This window comes from Evansella vedderi (genome assembly GCF_030813435.1).
GTDB lineage: Bacteria > Bacillota > Bacilli > Bacillales > Salisediminibacteriaceae > Evansella > Evansella vedderi.
This window is the reverse complement of the sequence record NZ_JAUSUG010000003.1, coordinates 34785-56913: the sequence shown is the minus strand read 5'-3', so window position 1 is coordinate 56913 and position 22129 is coordinate 34785. Positions and strand designations below refer to the sequence as shown.

25 protein-coding genes and 1 riboswitch are annotated in these 22129 nt (G+C 37.4%); of the genes, 10 read left to right on the top strand and 15 right to left on the bottom strand.

Going from position 1 to position 22129, the window contains the following annotated elements; translation table 11 throughout:
* The first annotated feature begins 22 nt into the window (after window positions 1-22).
* Window positions 23-400 (top strand): hypothetical protein, encoded by a 378-nt coding sequence (locus J2S74_RS04650; protein ID WP_307322451.1) that lies wholly within the window; start codon window positions 23-25, stop codon window positions 398-400.
* Between the two features lie 42 nt (window positions 401-442).
* On the opposite strand, the gene J2S74_RS04645 is transcribed toward J2S74_RS04650, so the two are convergent.
* The 4 genes from J2S74_RS04645 to J2S74_RS04630 form a co-directional block, all read right to left on the bottom strand.
* Complete coding sequence (locus tag J2S74_RS04645; RefSeq protein ID WP_307322448.1) at window positions 443-829, bottom strand: hypothetical protein; 387 nt, start codon at window positions 827-829, stop codon at window positions 443-445.
* A 123-nt stretch (window positions 830-952) separates the two neighbouring features.
* Window positions 953-1198 (bottom strand): hypothetical protein, encoded by a 246-nt coding sequence (locus J2S74_RS04640; RefSeq protein ID WP_307322446.1) that lies wholly within the window; start codon window positions 1196-1198, stop codon window positions 953-955.
* A gap of 17 nt (window positions 1199-1215) precedes the next feature.
* Window positions 1216-1461, bottom strand: coding sequence for a hypothetical protein (locus tag J2S74_RS04635; protein ID WP_307322444.1), 246 nt, complete (start codon window positions 1459-1461; stop codon window positions 1216-1218).
* 213 nt (window positions 1462-1674) lie between these two features.
* Window positions 1675-1851 (bottom strand): DUF421 domain-containing protein, encoded by a 177-nt coding sequence (locus J2S74_RS04630; RefSeq protein WP_307322441.1) that lies wholly within the window; start codon window positions 1849-1851, stop codon window positions 1675-1677.
* Window positions 1852-2080: 229 nt separating this feature from the next.
* On the opposite strand from J2S74_RS04630, the gene J2S74_RS04625 reads away from it, so the two are divergent.
* From J2S74_RS04625 to J2S74_RS04615, 3 genes are all read left to right on the top strand, one after another.
* Complete coding sequence (locus J2S74_RS04625) at window positions 2081-2386, top strand: hypothetical protein (RefSeq protein ID WP_307322439.1); 306 nt, start codon at window positions 2081-2083, stop codon at window positions 2384-2386.
* Window positions 2387-2752: 366 nt separating this feature from the next.
* Window positions 2753-2838, top strand: a riboswitch (cyclic di-GMP riboswitch).
* 114 nt (window positions 2839-2952) lie between these two features.
* The gene (locus J2S74_RS04620; RefSeq protein ID WP_307322437.1) at window positions 2953-3627 is read left to right on the top strand and encodes a response regulator transcription factor; all 675 of its coding nucleotides are present in this window, start codon (window positions 2953-2955) and stop codon (window positions 3625-3627) included.
* Window positions 3628-3833: 206 nt separating this feature from the next.
* A complete protein-coding gene (locus J2S74_RS04615; RefSeq protein WP_307322434.1) occupies window positions 3834-5108 on the top strand; it encodes an MFS transporter in 1275 nt (424 codons plus the stop codon).
* Between the two features lie 94 nt (window positions 5109-5202).
* Here the strand turns inward: J2S74_RS04615 and J2S74_RS04610 are convergent, their stop codons facing one another.
* Window positions 5203-5559 carry a M20/M25/M40 family metallo-hydrolase gene (locus J2S74_RS04610; protein ID WP_307322431.1) on the bottom strand — a complete coding sequence of 119 codons (357 nt, stop codon included), beginning with the start codon at window positions 5557-5559 and terminating at the stop codon, window positions 5203-5205.
* 291 nt (window positions 5560-5850) lie between these two features.
* Between J2S74_RS04610 and J2S74_RS04605 the strand changes: the two genes are divergently transcribed.
* Entirely contained in the window at window positions 5851-7869 is a 2019-nt protein-coding gene (locus tag J2S74_RS04605) for a prolyl oligopeptidase family serine peptidase (RefSeq protein ID WP_307322428.1), read from the top strand.
* Window positions 7870-8093: 224 nt separating this feature from the next.
* Here the strand turns inward: J2S74_RS04605 and J2S74_RS04600 are convergent, their stop codons facing one another.
* Both J2S74_RS04600 and J2S74_RS04595 read right to left on the bottom strand, forming a co-directional pair.
* A complete protein-coding gene (locus tag J2S74_RS04600; protein WP_307322425.1) occupies window positions 8094-8366 on the bottom strand; it encodes a hypothetical protein in 273 nt (90 codons plus the stop codon).
* 119 nt (window positions 8367-8485) lie between these two features.
* Complete coding sequence (locus J2S74_RS04595; protein ID WP_307322423.1) at window positions 8486-8638, bottom strand: hypothetical protein; 153 nt, start codon at window positions 8636-8638, stop codon at window positions 8486-8488.
* A gap of 259 nt (window positions 8639-8897) precedes the next feature.
* Here J2S74_RS04595 and J2S74_RS04590 point away from each other — a divergent pair, with 259 nt between their 5' ends.
* Complete coding sequence (locus J2S74_RS04590; protein ID WP_370875958.1) at window positions 8898-9515, top strand: NUDIX hydrolase; 618 nt, start codon at window positions 8898-8900, stop codon at window positions 9513-9515.
* A gap of 668 nt (window positions 9516-10183) precedes the next feature.
* Here J2S74_RS04590 and J2S74_RS04585 read toward each other — a convergent pair.
* On the bottom strand, window positions 10184-10744 hold the full coding sequence (locus tag J2S74_RS04585) for a hemerythrin domain-containing protein (RefSeq protein WP_307322420.1): 561 nt from the start codon (window positions 10742-10744) through the stop codon (window positions 10184-10186).
* A gap of 142 nt (window positions 10745-10886) precedes the next feature.
* Between J2S74_RS04585 and J2S74_RS04580 the strand changes: the two genes are divergently transcribed.
* A complete protein-coding gene (locus J2S74_RS04580; protein ID WP_307322418.1) occupies window positions 10887-11084 on the top strand; it encodes a hypothetical protein in 198 nt (65 codons plus the stop codon).
* Window positions 11085-11128: 44 nt separating this feature from the next.
* Here J2S74_RS04580 and J2S74_RS04575 read toward each other — a convergent pair whose 3' ends face one another.
* Window positions 11129-11626, bottom strand: coding sequence for a hypothetical protein (locus J2S74_RS04575; RefSeq protein ID WP_307322415.1), 498 nt, complete (start codon window positions 11624-11626; stop codon window positions 11129-11131).
* Between the two features lie 276 nt (window positions 11627-11902).
* On the opposite strand from J2S74_RS04575, the gene J2S74_RS04570 reads away from it, so the two are divergent.
* The gene (locus tag J2S74_RS04570) at window positions 11903-12691 is read left to right on the top strand and encodes a GNAT family N-acetyltransferase (RefSeq protein ID WP_307322412.1); all 789 of its coding nucleotides are present in this window, start codon (window positions 11903-11905) and stop codon (window positions 12689-12691) included.
* On the opposite strand, the gene J2S74_RS04565 is transcribed toward J2S74_RS04570, so the two are convergent.
* Complete coding sequence (locus J2S74_RS04565) at window positions 12675-12830, bottom strand: VOC family protein (RefSeq protein WP_307322409.1); 156 nt, start codon at window positions 12828-12830, stop codon at window positions 12675-12677. The genes J2S74_RS04570 and J2S74_RS04565 overlap by 17 nt on opposite strands.
* Before the next feature lie 153 nt (window positions 12831-12983).
* On the bottom strand, window positions 12984-14369 hold the full coding sequence (locus tag J2S74_RS04560; RefSeq protein WP_307322407.1) for an NAD-dependent malic enzyme: 1386 nt from the start codon (window positions 14367-14369) through the stop codon (window positions 12984-12986).
* Between the two features lie 287 nt (window positions 14370-14656).
* Between J2S74_RS04560 and J2S74_RS27380 the strand changes: the two genes are divergently transcribed.
* Window positions 14657-14824: a putative holin-like toxin gene (locus tag J2S74_RS27380; RefSeq protein ID WP_370875957.1), complete on the top strand. Its 168-nt coding sequence runs from the start codon at window positions 14657-14659 to the stop codon at window positions 14822-14824.
* Window positions 14825-15014: 190 nt separating this feature from the next.
* Here J2S74_RS27380 and J2S74_RS04555 read toward each other — a convergent pair whose 3' ends face one another.
* The 4 genes from J2S74_RS04555 to J2S74_RS04540 form a co-directional block, all read right to left on the bottom strand.
* The gene (locus J2S74_RS04555; protein ID WP_307322406.1) at window positions 15015-17618 is read right to left on the bottom strand and encodes an ABC transporter permease; all 2604 of its coding nucleotides are present in this window, start codon (window positions 17616-17618) and stop codon (window positions 15015-15017) included.
* Window positions 17615-18298 carry an ABC transporter ATP-binding protein gene (locus J2S74_RS04550; RefSeq protein WP_307322404.1) on the bottom strand — a complete coding sequence of 228 codons (684 nt, stop codon included), beginning with the start codon at window positions 18296-18298 and terminating at the stop codon, window positions 17615-17617. The genes J2S74_RS04555 and J2S74_RS04550 overlap by 4 nt, the downstream gene beginning before the upstream one ends.
* A gap of 319 nt (window positions 18299-18617) precedes the next feature.
* A complete protein-coding gene (locus tag J2S74_RS04545; RefSeq protein WP_307322402.1) occupies window positions 18618-19619 on the bottom strand; it encodes a sensor histidine kinase in 1002 nt (333 codons plus the stop codon).
* A 1-nt stretch (window position 19620) separates the two neighbouring features.
* Entirely contained in the window at window positions 19621-20304 is a 684-nt protein-coding gene (locus J2S74_RS04540; protein ID WP_307322400.1) for a response regulator transcription factor, read from the bottom strand.
* Between the two features lie 742 nt (window positions 20305-21046).
* Between J2S74_RS04540 and J2S74_RS04535 the strand changes: the two genes are divergently transcribed.
* Complete coding sequence (locus tag J2S74_RS04535; protein ID WP_307322399.1) at window positions 21047-22129, top strand: amidohydrolase family protein; 1083 nt, start codon at window positions 21047-21049, stop codon at window positions 22127-22129.

The following is a 22129-nucleotide window of genomic DNA, read 5'->3' as shown; positions in this document are numbered from 1 at the left end:
TAAAATGATTGAGGAGGGTTCCATGGCTTCATCTTTTTCCCCTACATTTTATATTGGGTCGATTCGTATAGGTACAGTGGAGGGTGCATCCAGTGTTAATATTGGACATAATACGAACTCAGGCTTTAAAAGTGAAAAAAAGCATAATCAAGGTTTTGGATCTGTAAGCGGGGATAGTAATGAATTTAAGGATGCTAGAACCCTATTAGATGATGCTGATTTTCTGGATATGTTTAATGGTAGTGATGATATCCCTGATTGGTTAAAGGAGAAAATTTTGGCATCCCTAGAAGAAGGAGAAGAAATAGATGTGGAAGGAGAGGCCGATTTCTCAAATGACCTTAATGAAACAAATGAATCAGATGATAATAATGAAAACAAAGATTCGACTCTAAAATAATGAGGGAATCTTTGTTTTCTTTCCTTATGTTTCGAAAAAATTTTAACCTCTTTGATCTAGGAATCCAGGTTTATAATCTTGATCATTGATCGGAGTGTCAATATAATCATTGTCTTCCAAATGATTATGGTTGTTATTTGTCACATTCGTACCGGAAAATTTCCCATTTCCAAAATTCCGTTTACTATGTCCACTCCAACCGTACATATTATTTTCTCCAATTGCTACGGAAGAATTGTTTATAAGGGTATTTACATTAATATCCTGGAAATCAACTTGATTTACTCGATTCATTGGAAGATTTCTACTAACAAATACATCACGATCATCGAATGGAGAATCGATGAAATCATTATCCAGTACAATGGAAAAATTATTTGAAGAAATGGTATTACTCATGGAGCCAAAGCCGAAATTCGCTTTATACATGGTTGACCAACCATTTGCAATATTAGTCCCGGAAAAGATTCCTGAAGTATTTTCAATGGTGGTAACATACAAGTTTTGGACAGCAATATGAACATGTGATCCGTTACCCAGTTCACTCTCCTCCTATGCCTGCTGATTGTTTAAACCAGGTTTAATATCTTGGTCATTAATTGGAGCGTCAATAACATCCGTATCTGCCACGATATTTATATTATTGGCTGATCCATTAATACCTAAAAATTGACCACTTCCATAACTAAACTTTTGATGTCCATCCCATCCCACTTGATTATTACTCCCTACAAATAAACCAGTACTGTTTGACTGCGCATTAATATTTACAGCAGCAAAGTTGATTGCTAATGCCATACACATTCCTCCTCATTTTATAATTGCTGATTATTTAAACCAGGTTTAATATCTTGATCATTAATTGGAGCATCAATGATATCCTGGTCCATTAAAATGTTCAGGTTATTAATCGTGCCGTTCATACCTAAAAATTGTCCATTGCCGTAACTGAATTTAGAATGGGAATCCCAACCTACTTGATTATTAGAACCTATGAAAACACCAGAGTTGTTACTTTGCGAGTTCACGTTAATTGCCAAAAAGTTAATAACAACCGCCATAAATAACCTCCCTTTTTCCTTTAGGTTACTAAGGCTAGAAACAGGGTTTATATTTTAAACCTTATCAATTACCTCATCACCACTCATTTTGATTTGGAAAAGATATTTAATAAACCCCATATTAATTGATAAAGTCTTATCTTTTTTAGAGTATTCAATCCAGTGGATAATGTGCACCTGTCAAATGGCTCCGAATGAATGTTTCAAGTATCTTTATTTAAATCGCATATATAGTTTTCCGTTTTTTTTTACTGCTGCATAAAATACCTCTTCCAACGAGGTTACCCCCGCATTCCGAAGTTCCCCTTCCATTATTTTTTCGTTTTTAACTAATATAATAGACTTTCCTTCCAATGCTTTACGGGCATCTAAAGTATCCACTATCCCCATTACTATTGTTAGAACACTCCCATCCCCCTAAAGCAATGAGGCCATTTTTTATACTCAAGTTTTGATTGACTACAAGGGTGGTACCGATAGAACCGATGGAAATCCCCGAAACAAAATTGAAAAATGTCATTTAAGTAAGTTCTTTTCTCCCCATAATTCTTGTTAAAAGGATAAGGGTGAAAAAGGTTAAAACAATACGCAGAACAAGTTAGAACAAATAATCGAAAAGTTGGATGATAAGAAAATTGAGTATCACATTAACGTGGAAAAATTGGATATTAATGATCCAGTTATAGAGAACTTAACCTTTCGCTTAGATAACTTGGATATTAAAGATTTAAGTGGTGCTTTGAACTTAGGAACTAATTTCGGAATAACAGTTAATCAGGATGAAAAAAAGAAAAAAACGCCGAGTGAGTCGAAGGAGTCGGGAAAGTTTCAAACGAAGAAAACATCAAATGCAAAGGAAACGGATACAGTTGTGAATCAAAATAGCAAAGGCTATTCTTTTAAATTCAATAACGGGAGAGAATAGTTTATTACTACTAAAGGGTGTTCAAAAACTGTCTTTCAAGTCTGTTCAAACGGGGAAAAACAGCCCCTTTTTATACGAAAACTATGAATTAATACATTGTTTATTATCAAAAGAAGTTGATTGAAGCGAAAGGCACGAGACTCCCGCGGAAAGCGAGTGCCTGAAGCATAAATCAATTTCCAAATTTAGCACAGTCAAAAATAGTTTTCATTTATCGTGGTGTCTATAAAGACATGGGAGTTTTGAACAGACTCTACTAAATTAATTGAAAAAGTTAGGAAAAGTATTCAATAATTTATTCTAGATATATTGCATTATATTAAAAAATAGTTTATCATTACTTTTATACTAATAAAATTGGATAAATTATGAAAAAGGCAAACTATTTGAAAGAATAGGACGCAAAGCCTAGGGTCTAAGGTCTTGAAGACTATGATCGCCTGGTTACCAATGTAATTCTTTTGTACTATAAAATGCTTTGGCTATTCATTCAACGAGTAGTCATTTTTTTGTTTTAAAAGAATTACAGTATGCCTTTAATAATTTTCATGAAAGGGGTACTATTTATGCAATTAACAAGAGAAAGCATCGCAACTGCAAATTCAAGAATTATTTTTATTGATCATCAGAATGAGATATCATCGAAAACAAGGGAATCCATTTCTAAACTTTTAAAAGAATCATACACCAAGAAAGTAATGAGCCGGGATATAATCTTTTACCTAATGGACGAAAATAATAGTGAAAGATTGGAAGCAGTAAAATCCCAGCTTCAGTCAATGAGTAGCCAATCCCATTTTTTGATTGTAAGCAAAACACCTTTACATAATGGATTAATCTCCTACTTATCCTTATCCATTAGCGGAATTGTTTCTTTAGATTTTTTAGAAAAAAATACCTCCATCGTAATAAAATCACTTATGGAAAAGGGAATATTCTTAGATCCTGACTTCCACAAGGATATGGTTTGTGAAATTGAAAAAAGACAAAAGAAGGATGCGCCCATCAAAAAATTTGTTTTAAATGAAAAGGCAGGGGAAGTACTTTCCCAAAAGGAACAAGAGGTTCTTCAATTAATTTTAGATGGTAATAATAATATAAAGATTGCTGAAAAATTATTTTTTGCTCAGTCTACCATAAATTCTATCATTAGTAGGTTATTAAAAAAGCTAGATGCTAACGATCGTACCGATGCGGTTATTAAGATCATTCGTAGCGGCTGGGTAGATGCAATCCGTTAATAGTTACGAAAAACTTTAAAATTGAACTTAAATGTCTAACAAATGGTTGTCCGATTTGTTAGACATTTTTTATTTATAATAGTTGATCTGAAACTGGTTAACATTTATCCTTAGAAACCACCTTTTCTGTGTATAAATATTTATAACCATCATCAATATAAGGAGAGATAGTTGTTTTTGATGTAGTACGTAAAGGAGATTCGAAAATGAAGAAGAAATTTGATCTCATCGCACTAGCATCAATACCACTGATTGTAACGTTAGGGAATTCCATGTTTATACCAGTATTACCTACAATGGAAAGAGAATTGGACATTACAGCCTTTCAATCTAGCCTTATTATTACGGTGTATTCCATTGTTGCCATCATACTTATACCCATTTCAGGTTATTTATCTGATAAATTCGGACGTAAAAAGGTTATCATTCCGAGTTTGATTTTAACAGGAATTGGGGGAGCAATAGCTGCATTTGCTTCATGGAAATTATCAAATGCATATACGTTTATATTACTTGGACGATTTATTCAAGGAATAGGTGCTTCAGGTGCATTTCCAGTTGTCATCCCGACAGTTGGTGATATGTTTGACGATGAAAAGGATGTAAGTAGGGGATTAGGTTTCATTGAAACCTCAAATACAATGGGGAAAGTTTTAAGTCCCATTTTAGGATCATTATTTGCGTTAATCACTTGGTTTTTCCCATTTGTTGTAGTCCCTGCAATTACGCTTATTTCCATATTGTTAGTTGGATTTCTTGTAAAGCCCCCAAAGGAGCAAGAAGAGCAAAAAAATTTCACGGAGTTTTTCGAAAATTTTAAGATTATATTTAAAAACAATGCAAGATGGTTGATTGGGGTATTCCTCATCGGTTGTATCAGTATGTTTGTATTATTTGGGTTTCAATTTCATTTATCTAATCTTTTGGAAAATCAATATCGTATAAATGGAATCAGTCGTGGTCTCATTCTAGCTGTGCCTCTCCTGTTTTTATGCAGCGCCGCTTTCTTAACTGGAAAGAAAATAGGTAGTAGCAGGAATTTAATGAAATGGCTTACTTTCTCTGGATATGTTTTAGTTTTTGGATCACTGATCTTTATTCAACCTGAACAAAAATTAATGTTTATTTTAAGCCTGATGACCATTGCAGGTATTGGTATTGGGATTTCCCTACCATGCTTAGATTCCTTGATTACGGAAGGAATTGAAAAAGCAGAAAGGGGTACCATTACTTCCATCTACAGTAGTATGCGATATATTGGAGTTGCGGCTGGGCCTCCTGCCATTGCATTAATGATGAATAGCATACCCAATTTTATTTACGTTGTCTTATCCTGTTTTGGGGGATTAGCGGCTCTCGCTTCCATCTTCTTGATTAGACCGAATGAACGCAAACAAGAAGATACACATGGATTAGCCCAAAAAATAACCCTGCAGCATAATACGAGTAGTCTTTTTAAGCCAAAACAGGAAAAAGACTAACTATATAAAGGTTAGTGTTAATTTTTTTTCGAAGTAAAGAAATAGACGAGGGTGCAACAAAAGGTTTTTGGCCTTTTGTTGCACCCTCTTACTATTAGAATTCCGAATTTGCAAGATAGTAAATGGCTCTAGCGTAAATGGCTGTTGCCTTTAAGAGATCGTCCACCTCAATATATTCATCCTTTTGATGTGCGGTCATGACCTTTCCGGGGAACACAGCACCGTAGGCTATACAGTTTGGCAACAGACTAGCATAAGTGTTCCCGCCACTAGATAGCAAAGTAGCTTCTTCGTTCATTTCTTCCTCGTAAGCTTTTTGAAGGGCCTTAATCATTGGCGTATCCTTGTCCACATGATGAGGATTTTTATTCCTAATTTTCCCCCATGTGAAAGGGGTTTGTTCAACTACACTGTGAAGTTGCTTTTCTATGGCTTCATATGTTGCTGTCACAGGATAACGAATATTTATATGGATGGAACCACCGGACTCTTTATCATAATGAAAAATTGCAGGATTAACGGTTAGTGGTCCGGTAATCTCATCTTCATGGTCAATACCTAATTTTTTTCCTCATATTGCTCGAATCCGTTACAGGCGGACGCTTCCCGCTGGAGTCGCCGCCTTTCACTCATTCGAGTCATGGAATTACAACAATCTATGTGAAATGAGCCTGAATAAAAAAGGGATAAATACTTCGAATGTCGAAATATAAGTTAAGCTGTTAAAATGGAGGGATTTCTTATGCTTAAAACAAGGAAAAGTGATATTATGGAGGATTTCCACGGTACGAAGGTGGCAGATCCTTACCGTTGGTTAGAGGATGCAAACTCGGAGGAGACGATTAGTTGGGGAAAAGATATCGAAGAAGAATGTAAAAAGTACTTTTCTACAACGGAAAGAGAAGAAGATAGAAATAGATTAACGGAGCTTTGGAATTACCCTAAATTCTTTGTTCCTAAACAAGTGGAAAATCAATTGTTTTATCAAAAAAATAATGGATTGGAAAATCAAGCCGTTCTCTATAGGAAAGATGGGAAAATAGAAAAGGTTGTCATTGATCCAAATCTCCTTAGTACAGATGGCACAGTCGCTATGACGAACTATTCCTTTAGTGGTGACGGGAAATATGTAGCCTATGCCACATCCACCCACGGTAGTGACAGACAAGAGATTCGTGTAAGGGAAATTTCCAGCGGTGAAGACCTATCAGATCATATTCAATGGGTGAAATTTACAGGTATTTCATGGGCTCCAGATCATACCGGATTCTATTACAGTCGTTTTCCTGAGCCAGGAACCGTAAGTGAAGAAGATGAAAGTAATTATAACAAGGTCTATTTTCATAAGGTAGGAACGACACAGGAAGAAGATAAGCTTATATATGAGCATCCTGATAATAAGGAATTTCTCTTTCACCCTGCCGTATCTCATGATGAAAAGTATTTATATTTAAATGTATATTATGGTACAGCAGCGGAAAATCGTTTTTACATTAGAGAACTACATTCATTACATCCATTTACACGATTGTTAGACGAGCAAGATGCTCAATACACTTATATTACGAATGATGGGAGCATTTTTTATTTCAAAACAAATTTACATGCACCTCGAGGAAGAATTATTGCCATTGATTTGGAGAATCCGGAACGGGATGCCTGGAAAGAGGTTTTACCTGAGCAAGTGGATGTTATGGATGGAATAAAATTCGTGAACGGACAATTTGTTATTGCTTACTTGCATGATGCCCACCATCAGCTTCATGTTTATAACAAAGATGGATCTTACGTAAAAAAGATTAATTTGCCAATCATCGGCACGTTGACTGAAATGTCAGGGAAAAAGGATGAGAAGGATCTATACTTTGGTGTTACTTCCTTTCTAGAACCGACAGTTGTGTATCATTATGATTTTCAAGAAGAGAAGCTAGAGGTTTTTGCTCAATCGAATCTTCCAATAGATACTTCAGAATTCGAAACGAAGCAAACTTTTTACCGTTCTAAAGACGGGACCGAGGTTCCAATGTTTATTACCCATCGAAAAGGTTTAGAGCTAAATGGGGGAAATCCTGTCATCCTATACGGCTATGGTGGGTTTAACATTAGTGTAACTCCAGCATTCAATCCAGCTATTTTAAGATGGCTAGAAAAGGGCGGTATTTACGCTGTGGCTAATCTCCGTGGTGGCTCTGAGTACGGGGAAGAATGGCATAAAGCCGGAATGCTTGATAATAAACAAAATGTATTTGATGATTTTATTGGAGCAGGAGAATGGCTGATCGAGAATAAATATACTCGTCAAGGGAAGCTTTCCATTATGGGAGGATCTAACGGAGGGTTACTCGTTGCAGCATGTATGGTACAACGTCCTGACTTATTTGGCGCTGTTATCTGTCGTGTACCCGTTATTGATATGCTTCGATATCATAAGTTTACCATTGGCCGGTATTGGATTCCGGAGTATGGAAATGCGGAGAATCCTGAACACTTTCCATTTCTATATGCCTACTCTCCATTACACAACGTTAAGGAAGGGGAGAAATACCCACCTGTCCTTATCGCAACTGCCGAAAGTGACGATAGGGTAGTACCTGCTCATGCGAAGAAATTCGCTGCCACATTATTGGAAAAAGCAGATAAAGAATCCACAATCGTTTTGCGCTTAGAGGCTAAAGCTGGCCATGGATTAGGAAAGCCAACTTCTAAGCTAATTGACGAGTGGGTAGATTTCTATGCGTTCTTAGACAAGGAACTAGGTTAACATTTAAAAATATAAATCTTTTTTGTCAAATCCTGCGCTTACCAGGGAAATAAGTTTTAAAGTAATGCTTATTGAGGCTGGGACAAAAGTATTTTTACTAATAAGAAATCCGAACAAACTAGATGTGGTGCAATCTACCTGCTTCGGAAATATACTTCGCTAAGGAAGTGCATTGTTCGTATTTCCGATTAAACACTTTAGTTATGTCCCAGCCTCAATATTATTTATTGGTATCTATTTAGGTTTTGTTGTATTGTTGGTTGTTGATACAAGTGTGCTTGATTTAAACGTTGATTCTCTTGAATAATTTGAGAATACATAGTTGCTAACTGTTGCGCTTGCTGGCTAGCCATACTTTCATGTTGTGCAATTTGCTGTAACTGATTAGCAATATTTCTTAGCTGTTGAGCATGCTGCTGCTCCATTTGCTGCATTTGTTGGAGCATTTGTTGTGCTTGAGCACCCACATTTGTTAAATTAATTTGATTTTGGTACATAGATGATTCCTCCGAGTTGTTTAGATTTTAAGAATAATTATAATTAAATGCATTAAACTGTAGCGTGAAATTTAAAAATAGAGAGCTTTAAGAAATCTCAAGGCTCTCTTTCCATCGTTCTAGTTATTACGGTTGTTACGATTGTTTCTTTGAGCGTTATTGTCTCGATTTTCATTTGCAAATTCAACATTTGCATTGTTTACATCTAAATTGTTGTTATCAGCATTGTTGCGGTTATTGCGTGCGTTGTTACGGTTATTGTTCTTAGCCATTTTTAATCACCCCCACGGGTAATAATATTTGATTGTTTAAGTCAATTTAATCTTGTAAGTTTTGCTAAGTTGGAAAATTACTTTTGAATTACAAAAAGCTAATTTTGTCAAATTCTGCGCTTGCCTGGGAAATTTACGTGAAGGAAATACCATAAAACAGAATAAAAAGGAATTGAACTGTCTTATCCAGAATGGTACATATGTAGATGACTCTGAGCCATTAAAAATACATGAAAATAAAAATCCGGAGGTGATTCCATTGGAACCGAAGTGGTTGGAATATGCGAAGAAATTGCAATCTATAGCTCAAGCAGGTCTTGCTTATTCTAAGGATAAATTTGATAAGGAAAGGTTTGAACAAATTCGGGATTTAAGTATAGACATTATTCACAACTATACAGATATAGAACATGAAAAAATAAGGGATTTGTTCGCAAATGAAACGGGGTATCAAACACCGAAAATAGACGTTCGTGCAGCAATTTTTGAAGGTGAAACCATTCTACTCGTAAAAGAGCAGAATGATGGTCGTTGGTCTTTACCAGGTGGTTGGGCAGATATGGATACGTCTTTAGCCGATGCTATTATAAAGGAATCGAAAGAGGAAGCAGGTCTTGACGTCTTGCCCAAAAGGGTGATCTCTATTTTTGATTATAAAAAACACCACTCGAAGCCATTACCATATGGGATTCTTAAAATATTTGTAGAGTGTGAGCCCATAAAAGGGGACTTTATAAAAAATATTGAGACCTCAGAGGCTAAGTTTTTTGAACTAGAAGCTTTGCCCCCATTATCTTTAAACAGAAACACGAAAGAACAAATTGAATACTGCTTTCAAGTGAGAAAAAAAGATCATCACGAAGCAGCCTTTGATTGATAGTAAAAATTAACGTTTTTTTGTAAACTTTTTGAGAGGCTTGGAGAAGGGGAAGACGTCCGCCAGTAGCGTACCAAGCTAATCTATATTCTTCTATTAACAATCTTTTAGAAAGCAACCAAATAAAAAAGAACACGTTTGGAGGGGAGCCATTTGTTTTATACAGAAGAGTCTTCTAATTGGATGGAAATGGGAATAGGTATTTTATAACCCGAAATATTGGAATGGCGGTTATGGCAAAGGAAGGAGCTGTTTCCCATCAAAAAAGTTTTTTTAGGTTTGTTCGTTCTTGTGGTCGTATGGGTTGGGAATATGTATTATTTTCAATCTAACCAGTTGAGCAAACCTGTTTTTTTAGAGCATTATCATGAAAGGCCAATTTATGAAGGGTGGGACTCTATTAATTTTAGTTTGCATTATTTAACAAATATAGATGACCCTACGAGGATAGCTTCTATTTCTATTCCTGAATACGGTATTTATCTACGACAACACCAGGAACATACTACTAGTACTTATCAATATGTAGAAATGCGGGAAGTGAGAGTTGACCTGAATGTAGATTTGTGGAGAGAGCAATGGTTTTCATATACCCTTTTGAGACCCCCTCAAGCCCACCCGAGGCCACTGAAAAAGGACGTTTTTCCCTTTTTCAGTGGTCTTGCTCATCAATTGGACATTTCCTTATATTTTACTGCTAGTTCTTCTTTTTCTTCATCCGATAACATTTTCTCAGCCATTGGAAACAACACTTGTTCTTCTTTCATAAAATGATCCGTCAAGGTAGCATAGACAATTTTCAGATGCTGAAAAACCTCCAATGCTTTTTCCCTAGTCAATGTTTCATTAGTGGATTTAGTACTTGCCACTTTTTCAAAGAAATACTTTAGGTGAAGTTTAGCCGTATTATGTTCGTGTTCCATCACTGCAATAGGTCCGCTTTCCCTGCCAATGTACTTTACCATCATTTCGAATAGGATATCTTCCTCACGGTCAGCATGTGGTTCTAACTCCGCAACGAATATTTCCAACTTCTCATGTAGTTGTTCGACTGCTTCATTCCAATTCGTGTAAGAGTCATTTGCTTCAAAGGCTTGTACCATATTTTTAAACTCAGCCATCTTCGCTAATAGTGGTGGGTGTTCGTCAAATAATTGTTGCAAAGGGGCACAAAAATCAATCTCCCCCAGATCTCCAAAACCGCCAGCACAAGGTGAATGTTGATTCATCAGCTATTCCTCCTATTTAGAACTTTTAATTAGTTACTATATAATTAAGTTTAACTAATAAGTATTGTTTTGTTAGTGATACTAATCACAAATGAATGAATTACTTCTAAAAAGGAAAATGTAATGACGAGGTGATGGATAAATGGGTAAAAATGATGAGTTGCAGCAGCTACTGCAATCTTCACTAGATCATGAGGAAGAAATGATGCGTACATACTTAATAGCAGCGGAACGGGTTCACCATAACGACGAATTGAAGCTTAGGCTTCGAGAATTTGCAGAAGGAAATGCCAAACGCTCACGGCAATTAATAGACGAAATAAATCGTTTAACAGATTAGAGGGACGGTACCTAACTTCGAGTGATGAAGCTAGGTACCATCCCTTACTTTATCTCTGATATATCAATGATAAGCACTCCGGCGTTAACCCTTTCGTGCTGATTACTCCTAGTGACCGCATAGTCATTATAGGTTGCGATGATTTTCTCGGCACTTACTGGGAAGGTTACTTCCGTATGAATTTCTGAATGATGTCTTTCTCCTGGTTTTACTTCAGAAGAAACATGTGCATCTAATGTACCGGTTGTATAGGAAACAGCGTCGTATAATGTCTCCCCATTATCATCTATCACAGTAATGGGTCCCACTAAGCTTTTATGATAAAGAATAATCGGCTCTTCTCCGTGATTCTCAATAAACCCCCGAAAGGTAATGACATCCTCCTCCACCGAGGTGTATTCTACACCATAAGTGAATAATTCATTAGAAGCAGTGATTTCATTTTCAAAGTTTGGTAAAGTCAATAAATAAAAACCAATGGGACTTAAAACAATAATAAAAAATCCAAGGGAAAAGTAAAAGACCTGATTATTTTTAATCATTTTCAGGAGGCTCCTTTTATGTGTATTCTCATTAACACTATTAGAATACCATTATTTATCGTAACTTTGACCATGTTCACAATTAGTTCAGATTTTTACAGAAAAAAGTATTTGTCTTGTCTCACTTTATTTTTTTCGTAATAGCCAATTAAAGGAAATTAATGTTAAGATGAATGTAGATATTTTTCTAAATGCTCAGACGGAGAATGGTACCTGATTGCATTAGGACGGTCGGCATTTAATCCATAAGAAAAACAAGGTTTAGGGGGAGTAGAAGTGATACATCAGTTAAGGGAAAAAGATAGAGAACAATTGATGGCATTTGTAAAGGAGAAACCTGCGGAAAACCTTTTTATTATCGGAGACGTTGAGGCATTTGGTTTTGAAGAGGATTTTCAAGATGTATGGGGTGATTTTAACGAAGAAGGTCAGTATAGAGCGGTTGTTCTTCGATACCGAGAAAACTATATTGTGTATGCCCCAGGAAAATTTGATGCTGCTAGTATTGCAGATATAATTGATCAAGACAATAGACCAAATAAGATGATCTCTGGCATATCCGCTACTGTGAACAAACTAATGAAACATTTGCAGAGGAAACCAGCAAAAACAAGGGAATTGTATTATGCAAAATGTGAGTCCCTTCAAGAGCTGGAGGTGCCTCCTGTAGAGATAGAGAAAGCTACTGTAAATGACGTCCCACGACTGGTAAAGTTATATGCACAAATTCCTGAATTTGAAACAAGAGATGATCAAGGAGAGGGTATTGCTCGGAACATGGAAGAGGGAATCGCCCGCTGCTATTATATAGAACAGGATGGAGAGATGGTGTCAACGGCGATGAGCACTGCTGAAAACAGCATGTCAGCCATGGTTATCGGCGTTTGCACCTTGGACGGATACAAGAAGCGGGGATATGCGAGCGCCTGTATGATGAAATTATGCGCTGAATTATTAGAAGAGGGGAAGTACCTTTGCCTATTTTATGATAACCCGGATGCAGGCACAATCTATAAAAAATTAGGATTTGTAGATATAGGAAAGTGGGTTATGAACGCATACTAAAATCTCTCAATATTGGTGGACCTTCCCATTCATCTTGATATTGTCTATTTAGTCCTAAAACATTCTCATACCAAGTTATGGACTCTTCTAAGTTGCTAACTGTAATGACAACATGGTCAATATGATTAACATTAAACATTGTATTCTCCTAATCTATAATAATTATTTTACTTCCAATAGCTTATCATTCAGCATTGTGAAATATCCACTTTTGCAAATTACGTTGTAATGATTAGAACAAAAAGGGAGAGCGACGGATGGAAATCGTTCTCCCTTTATCATTCATTTATACTTAATCCTTCTTTTTGGCGACGCCCGTTTCATAACCAGCTTTTATTACTGCTTCGCGGATTTTAGGAACTACTTGATCGTTGAACACACCAGGGATGATATAATCTTCATTTAGCTCTTCCTCACTTATGGTGGAGGCAATGGCTTCTGCTGCAGCTAGCTTCATTTCTTCATTTATATCCGATGCTCTGCAATCGAGCACCCCTCGGAACATACCAGGAAAGCATAGTACATTGTTCACTTGGTTTGGATAATCAGATCTTCCTGTGGCCATTACCTTTACATAAGGCTTTGCTACTTCAGGAGATATTTCCGGATTAGGGTTGGCTAGGGCAAAAACGATTGGCTCATGTGCCATGTTTTTCACGTCTTCTACCTTAAGAACATTAGGAGCGGATACTCCAATAAAGACATCGGCACCCTTTATAACAGATGACAGTGGCCCTTTTTCATTGGACGGGTTGGTATTACTGGCGTACCAGTTCCACATCTCATTGTCATAGGTTTCATCTCGATTTAAAGCCCCATGACGATCTACCCCTATAACGTTCTTTGCTCCTCCGGCTAAAAGCATTTTTGTAATGGCAATTCCTGCAGCACCTATCCCACAAACAACAATCTTACAGTTTTCTATCCTTTTTTTCGTAACCTTCAGGGCATTCAGTAAGCCAGCTAAAGCTACTATTGCCGTACCGTGCTGGTCATCATGAAATACAGGGATATCCAATTCTTTCTTTAGCCTTTGTTCAATCTCGAAGCATTGTGGGGAGGCAATATCCTCTAAATTAATACCTCCAAAGGATGGACTTAGTGCTTTAATGATTCGAATCATTTCCTCCGTATCGTTGGAATGAAGGCAAAGTGGGTAAGCATCCACTCCTGCAAACTGTTTGAAAAGCATCGCCTTTCCTTCCATTACTGGCATGGCAGCTTCTGGACTAATTTTTCCCAGTCCTAAAACAGCGGTTGCATTAGAAACAACAGCAACTGTATTTTTCTTAATGGTTAAATTATAAGCTAGTTTAGGGTTTTCTTCGATTGCCATACAAATTCTTGCTACTTCGGGAGTATAAACTTGGGATAGTTCTTCCCTGTTGTCAATGGTCGTTTTTGATTTTACCTCAATTTTTCCACCTAAGTGGAGCAAGAATGTCCGGTCTGACACGTGTTTCACGCTGACTCCAGGTAAGTTATGGATGGAATCTATAATCATTTTTTGTTTTTCATCGCTGTTAACATTAACACTAATATCCCGTACGGTCATTTCCGGTCCTTCTTTAATAACGTCAATCGCTATCATGTCCCCACCGGATTTACTAATAACCGTAGCAATTTCACCAAAGGTAATTTCCTTCTTATGTATTTCCAAGCGTAATATAATGGTCATATTTGTTCGAGGCAATTCACTCAATCCTTTTTTAAAAGTATATGGATAGTATTACTTATATGGTAAATTTTTATAAATTAATACAAAAATCAATCTTTTTTTACAAAAGATGATGAAAGCAGTGGGGAAAAGTATTAAATATTTTACTCAATAAAAAAGTTGTGGAAAGCTTTCATCAATCAGGACTTGAAATGTAGAAAAAGCAAGTGAAGTAGATAGGTAAATTAACTAGTTAAAATTGATAGAAAAGTCTTGTAGAAATACAGAACGTATGTTTGGTATAATAGTTGCAGCAACTACATAAAGCAGGTTGGCGGCAGAACTCCCTGGGGAAAGGGGGTGATGCATTGACGATATATGAGTCTCTAAGCTTAATAGCGCTGTTTGGACAAGTCCTGATTGCCCTTCTAGTACTAGTTGTCACCATAGTCGTCTTTCTAAACAAAAAGAAATAGCCACCCTGCCGGCAAGTAAGGTGGCTATTTCTGTAGTAAACACTATTTGTTGCCGCTAAACGGCTGTAGTTGCTGTGACCGGACGTTCCTGCGTTCGGTCTTTTTTTTCATTATATTCTCATCTTAACCTTAGTATACAAAATGGACGGTATTTTAGCAATTGTCTACTAATGAGTTTACTCTGACAAAATTAAATATTCTCCTGCTTTAATGTTTCAATAATATTCTCTTTTCTCACCTTGGAAGTGGAGTATAGCATTGCGGCAGCGACAATGATAAATACAGCCACGATAACATAGATAATACTTATCCATGGAATTTCAAATTGATAACTAAAGGTGTGCATCATAGAACGGTAGAAAAGATACATGATCCCGATACTAATTGGCAGTCCATAAAGTAAGGACTTTACCCCGTAGAAAATACTTTCGTAATTAATCATTTTCATAAAGGATTTTGGTGTCATTCCAACAGATTTAAGCATAGCAAACTCTCTTTTTCTTAGAGAGATGCTCGTTGAAATGGTATTGAATATATTAGCGATAGAAATGGCCGTGATCAATACGATAAAACCATAGATAAATACGGACATTAACATCATCATCTGTCTATCCTGTTGTCGCGCACGGTGGTGGTTGTACACCGTCATTTGATTTGTTTTCAATTCCTCAATTTGATATTGCGTATCAAGGGGTTTAGAGCTATTTAGATAAATATAATTATTGTAATGGATTCTTTCCTCGGTGCGTACCAGTTCTACAAAGACATTATCCGAAACAATTACATTCAATCCGCCCAGATTAGCAGTGAATATCCCCATTGGAACCACATCCGTCAATAATCCAATCTCTACTTCGTTAACAAAGACAGATTCATTTGTTTCCCAATTCTCGTAAAACAATTCAAGGGTTTCCCCAACGTTGGCATGAATAGCCTTCGTTTCAATGTATCTACCCGATTCCCAATCATGATATTGAATAGTGTCCACAATAATAGCCATTTTTTCTTCCGTATGAAAATATGCTTCTGGATCTACACCAACTTCGCTAGCATATTCTCGTAAACTATCCTCATCTAATCCATGTATACTTATATAATAAGGATATTTATCATCCTTCAAAATCTCTGGATTATATTGAAGGTTCTCTTTTAATATCTTATTTATTTGCTGTTCCTCAATCCAAGAATTTAGCTGAGTCTCTTTTACTCTAGAAAAATCCGTTACATCCTGTAATTGTGTTATGGAATTTACTATCCCTTCGTCTTTAGATGTTAGCTTTCCACCAGCATATACCTGTATATCATAATTAACCCCTTGACTGGACAGTTCCACGGATTTTTCTAGGCTGTAGGTAAAGAAGGAAACAGTAAGAAAAAGGACAATACTTACAACAAGGGAAAAAACAGTTACCTTATATTTCCGTTTATTTCGTTTTAAGTTCTTAAGGCCTAATTCCCCTTCAATTCCAAAGACCTTTCGAACTAACTTCGTCGTTTTTACCCCTTTACGGGTAAGTTTAATATCAGCTGTTTGACGGATGGCATCAATAGCTGAAATCTTCGATGCCCTTTTTGCCGGAATGTACGTAGAAATAAAGATAGTTAGAATGGAAACGAAACAAGCAACAATAATCGAACCGCTTGTTACCGTTAGCATAAATCTCTCCGAAATACCTAAAGCATCTTCAATAAACCTATTAATAAAGTAGAAAGTGATCCCGATGCCTCCAATACCAGCAAGGATACCTATAGGAATACTAATGGCACCAATGACTGTCCCTTCAAAAAATACAGAGTTCCTCTTCTGACGCTTCGTTGCACCTACACTGGATAGCATCCCTAAATGACGGGAGCGTTCCGAAACGGAAATAGCGAAGGCATTATATATTAATGCAACGGAACCTACAATAATAATAGAAATAATAATTGTCGATAAGCTATAAAGTGTTGCTCTTAATCGGTCATCATTCGTTACACCATAATACCGAAGTAAGGAAGTGTTATATTGAACAGATTCATCTGTTAGGCCCATTGCCTGTGCCAATGCTTCGGCATCAGTAAATAGATTTCTATGGATACTGTTTAACACAACGGAGACACGAACGGTATCCCCTTCTACAAGTCTATCTTTGTCTAAGTATCCAACAATAGTGTAACCTGGAGCCCAGGATGGTTCCCATGTAGGTCGTTCTACCGTACCAACAATAGTATAGGTTTCTGTTGTAACGTTTTCCAATGTTTCTGCGATTTCTCCATCCGTGTGCATAAGGGAGTAGGTCTGGTTTAGTTGTTGCGTATATTCCCCAGTTCCGTAACGATCTCCCACATCAAGGGTTAATTCTTCTCCTATTTCATAATGAATATTTGCATTATTGGCAATTTCCTCTGAAATAACAATTTCATTTTCCTTCTCAGGGAAACGACCTTCGCTCAGGGTAATGGGAAAGTGTTCGAAGCCATTTTCATCATATTGTCTTATAAACAAGTAGGGTTTATATTGATTTTCACTTCCTTCTAAATAGGCATAGCCTCGATCATTGGAAAGGATGACATCCTTCGTATTTTTATCATTTTGAATGGTTTCTACTTGCTCTTGATCCACACCATGATATTGAACATGCCATTCTCCAGATTGGGCAATTTCATGCCGCTGCATTAAATCAAAGAAAGAGACAACCAAGGTTGAAACGGCCGTGATCATAGCTACGGAAATAATGGTACCAATAATGGTAACAAGGGTGCGCCGTTTATTTTCCTTTAAATGTCTTAAGGTTAATTTATTGACGATATTCATCCCCGGATCACCTCGTCCTTGGCAATCCTTCCATCCTCAATAGAAATTAACCGGTCCGCTTGAAGGGCAATCCGTTCATCGTGAGTGATGACCATAAGGGTTTGATTGTACATCTTATTAAACATTTTTAATAGTTCAATAATTTCGCTACTGTTCTTACTATCTAAATTTCCTGTAGGTTCGTCTGCGAGCATAATAGCGGGGTTACTAATTAGTGCTCTGCCAATGGATACCCGTTGCTGCTGACCTCCTGAAAGTTGGTTCGGTAAATGGGATAGCCGATCTCCTAAATTTAATACTTTAACGATATCTCCCAATTGCTTTTTGTCCACTTTGTGTTGATCTAAGAGAAGGGGGAGCGTGATGTTTTCTTCTACTGTTAAAATTGGGATAAGATTATAAAATTGATAGATTAACCCAATTTGTCTCCTTCGAAAGATAGCCAGCTGCGTTTCATTTAAAGCGTAAATATCCGTATTATCCACTAATACTTTCCCACTAGTAGGGTGGTCTACACCACCAACAAGGTGTAATAACGTAGACTTACCAGATCCAGATGGTCCAATAATGGCAACAAACTCTCCTTTTTTAACGGAAAACGATACATCATCCAGCGCCTTTACTGCCGTTTCTCCTTTCCCGTAAACTTTAGACAGATTTTCAATTTTTAATATTTCCATAAGATTACCTCCATGCCATTCATAATGACCTCAGTATATCTGTCCAAAATGACTATCAAGTGACTCCAAAGTGACAATTTAGTCACTTAAGTCAACTCGAGAGGAATATAATGACTTGTTCAATTACTCGAAGGAGTGAAAGACGGTGACTCCAGCGACGAGCGTTACATCATGAAACAGCTCCGAGTTGTCTCGACGCAAGTTTCTACAGAGCGATGCTAGTAGAGGAAGTGACACAGTTTTTTTCCCGAGGAGACTGAAGCGTTGCCAGCGGAAAGCGACCGCCTGAAATGGATTCGAGTAAAACCTCATTTTAGTATTATAGTACTTGCTTATAAAACTTCAGTCTAAATTTCGTCCCCTTACCCACTTCACTTTGTACATCAATGGTTCCATTCTGACTTGTAACGATGGTCTGAGTCATTGCCAAGCCAATTCCTACCGTTTCTTCACCTGCATTTTTCCCTTTGAAAAAACGCTTAAATATGTATGGAAGTTCTTCCTTAGAAATCCCTTTACCATTATCGGTAATGACAATTTCCGTAAATAAGGGATTTTCAGAAAAGGATATTTCCAATTCTCCCCCATGAGGTGTGTGTTCCACAGCGTTTTTTACGATATTGATTAATGCTTCAGTTGTCCAGTTGAGGTCACCTAAAAAGGTCACAGAGTCATCCCCTTTTATGGAAAGGGTTTGCTCCTTTATATCCATCGGTATGAGCAATGGTGTCACTGCTTTCTTAACTAAGTCCTTGACTTGTATAGGATTCTTTTTGAATTGAATCGTACCAGCATCAATTTTTGAAAGCTTCAATAAGGACGAAACAAGCCACTCAATTCGCTCCAGTTGCACCCGAATGTTCCTCGTGAACTCCGAGCGTTTCGCTGGTTGTAAATTTTCATCCCTTATTAAATCCGTCATGACAACCATGGAAGTAATGGGTGTTTTTAATTGATGGGAAATGTCAGAGATGGCATCCGTGAGCGTTCCTTTATCCTTTTGCAGGTGAGAGCTTTGTTCCGAAAGCATCAATGTTACTTTGTAAATATCATTTTTTAATATACTCAGTTCTCCCTCCTTATTATCACGAACATCTAGTGCATAATCTCCAGCGCTAATCTTTCGCAAATAGCTCGATAGTTTTTCAATTTCCCGATATCTCCAGGCAGTAAAGAGAAGGGTACAGGTGAGGAGGAGAGACGTAGTAATAATCATGATCAACGCTGCTTCTGTGGAAAAAAACGAGACTGCAAACGTTGAAAGGAAACCGATCGTTCCCATAACGAATAAAAGAAGCTTGAATTCTTTATTTCTGAACAATCTATTCACCTACTTTATAGCCTAAACCACGGACTGTTTTTATGATTCTAGGCTGTTGAGGATTATCTTCTAGCTTCTCACGGAGTCGTTTAATATACACCGTTAATGTATTATCGTTCACAAAGTCTCCCGCAACATCCCAAATCCGTTCTAAAAGTTGATTTCTTGTAAGGACTTGTCCAATATGATTGGCGAAGATAAGTAATAACCGATATTCTAAAGTGGTGACAAGGATCTCCTTACCGTTTTTATATACTTTTCCCTCAAGTGTATTTATAAGGATATTCTCCAGTTCAATGGTGGATTTCGTCTGTGTTTGTTTATTGTAACGTCGCAATACGGATTTAATTCTTGAAAGAAGTTCGCGGATACGAAATGGTTTCGTTATGTAATCATCAGCACCCATGTCTAGTCCCATAACAACATTCACTTCTTCTTCCATAGCTGTTAGAAAAATAACGGGAATGTCTCGCTGTTTTTTTACTAGTTTACAAAGCTCGTAGCCATTTCCATCAGGCAAAGAAATATCAAACAAACATAAATCAATGTTGCCGATCTCATCCGTTATAACTTTTGCAGCAGTAGAAGCATCATAACATAACTCCGTAGTATAGTTATCCAGCTGCAATGAATACTCAAGACCGGAAGCAATTGTTTTATCGTCCTCTACGATCAGTATTTTCATTCGTCTCACCCTAACTTTTCCAAAGAGAAACTGTTTTCCCCATTATATTACATCATTCATTAATGTTAAATAATTGTTAACACTGTAGGAATCCTATATTTGTGAAAAAACGTCACTGGCGTTTACTGACTGTCACTGGCCTTCACTGAAGGAGGTGAGTAGCCAAAATGGCGAAATTCCAACTTTGACCATTTTAAATGCCGTATGCTAATTTTAATTTAACAACACGCCGGCAGTGTAAAAGTTTTTGAAAATATAGGTTCTGTTAAAGTATACTGTTGTTTTTTAAACAGTGTTGATTGAAGCGGAAGGTGCGAGAACTGTCTCTTCCTCTGCTAGCATTGCTCTGTAGCATGATGCGTCGAGACAAATCGATGAGTATTCGACGAAGCAACGCTCTTTCCTGCGGGAAAAGCAACAACGCTCTTCCGTGCGACGAGTAATCGCAGGAGCAGCTGAAGACACCGCAGGGACGAGCGTTACTTCAGAGAGGCAACACGCATGATGCCACTTGAGTAAGCTTCGAGTTGTCTCGGAGCGTCATCGTTTACGATGACTCTTGTATGCAGCTCCAGAGCGACACTCGCAGAGGAAGAGACATGGCCCGAGGAGGCTGAAGCGTTGCCCGCGGAAAGGAAGCACTTTTTATCTGCGACGAGTAAACGAAGTGACGCAGGAGCATCCTGTAGCGAAAATCAACATCAAAGTTTAATAGAGCTAAAATAGAAGAGGTGACAAACAAATGACGAAAGAAAGGGAAAAGTTGAATTTAATAGATACAGATATTCATGAACGAGTTTCCTATGAGGAGTTATTACCCTATTTAGAGAATCCATGGAAACGATATATAACAGACTGTCATTGGATCCAAGAAAAACGGATGCCTTATACGCAACCAGCTGTGGCAGGGGTGGACCGAGCAGATGCAAGAGTACCTGATGGCCGACCAGCAGGTTCAGACCTTGGGTTTATGCAAAAACAACTGTTAGATGATGTTGGTCATGAGTTTGGTATTTTAACAGGGGCCTTAGATCCTTCCCCGTCTTCCATGCATGGTTGGTACGAGATGGCTTCAGCTTTGGCAAGGGCTTATAACAACTGGCAGATTGAAAATTGGTTGGAAAAAGATGATCGTCTGTACGGTTCCGTTCACATTTGTGCAAATGATGTGACGGAAGCAGTAAAGGAAATAGAGCGAGTTGGTCCCCATCCGAAAATGGTTCAAGTATTACTTCCAATAGATGATTTCATGTGGGGCGATCCCTATTACCATCCGATTTATGAAGCGGCACAACGTCATGATTTAGTCATTGGTATGCACCATAACGAGCCTCCTCTTTATTATGGAAAATGGCCAAGGTATTTTATCGAATGGCATACCTTATTGCCTACTTCTCATATGATGCAGGTAACGAACATGGTCTTTAATGGTGTTTTCGAAAAGTTTCCGAAGCTAAAGCTACTCATGATTGAGGGTGGATTTACACATATGCCTCATCTTATGAGAAAAATGGACCAGCAATATAAAGACCTCCGCCATGAAGTCCCTTGGATAAAACGCATGCCAAGTGATATTGTTCGTGAGCATATTAAATTTACCACACAACCGTTGGAGGAAATGTCAAAAAGGGAGTTTATGCAACTCATTGAACAAATGGGTTCAGAAGATCTTGTGTGCTTTTCCACGGACTATCCGCACTGGGATTATGATTCACCATTTGCCGCCTTACCTCCAAATTTAGATGAGGGGTTACGTAGAAAAATATTTTCAGAGAATGCAAGGGCCCTTTACCCGAAATTACCTCAATCAAAAGGAGGTAATTAA